Source organism: Methanosarcina spelaei, from assembly GCF_002287235.1.
Lineage (GTDB): Archaea > Halobacteriota > Methanosarcinia > Methanosarcinales > Methanosarcinaceae > Methanosarcina > Methanosarcina spelaei.
Map to the genome: position 1 here is coordinate 1 of NZ_LMVP01000350.1, position 760 is coordinate 760.

Annotated in this window: 1 pseudogene; it reads right to left on the minus strand. The window is 32.4% G+C overall.

Annotated features, from left to right (window positions below):
• Nucleotides 1-30 precede the first annotated feature (30 nt).
• A pseudogene (locus ASJ81_RS14485) lies at nt 31-315 on the minus strand (DUF6444 domain-containing protein); the annotation flags it as partial.
• Nucleotides 316-760 lie beyond the last annotated feature (445 nt).

Genomic DNA, 760 nt, shown 5'->3' on the forward strand with positions numbered 1-760 from the left:
GCAGCAGTTCAAAGAATGCTCTATTACCTAATCAGGATTATCAACCATTTTAAGAGTTGTTCCTGGATGACCTTCTTGACCTCCAGGGTTCTTTTCGCTCTTTTTACGGAGACTCTTGGGATTAGGTTTTCCTTTGACAAAAAAATCAGTAGAAGGAGGTTTACTGCTGTTTCTGCTATTTTGATTTAAGCGAGATTCTAAAACTTGCAATTTTTCACTAAGCTGTTTTATTTGAGATTCAAGACTCTCAATGTAAGTTGCAATAACTTCAGGGTTTGAAGTACACAGAGCAAGAATCTCTTCACGTTTCATCAAAGATAGAAATAACTCATTGTAAATCCAATTTTTCCTCGAAAAGAGGAAAAATTGTGTAGCCCTAAAAAGGCTACCTGAATAGTAACAAAATTTATTATTATTGCATTCGTGGTCTTCATGATCGCAAAAAATATGCTAAAAGAGGAGAAAGTGGAAAAAAAGTAATTGAAAGTGGAAAAAAGTAATTGAAAAGTATTAAAGGCAGAAGAAAACTAAATCCACTTTATAATCGCAAAAAACGAAGAATTCTGGTCTACGAAACCATATTTGCAATTTTGTTTATATGATACCACTGTCTGCTCGTCTGGCAGCCTTTCAAAAAGTAATATATGAAAAAGAAACTTAAATATCAGTAAGAAGAAAAAAGGTATCCTCTTCAAATTTAAGGGATTTTCAACCGCATAAAAAATATAATAGTTTTTCCATTTTCCCTTATTATAATATG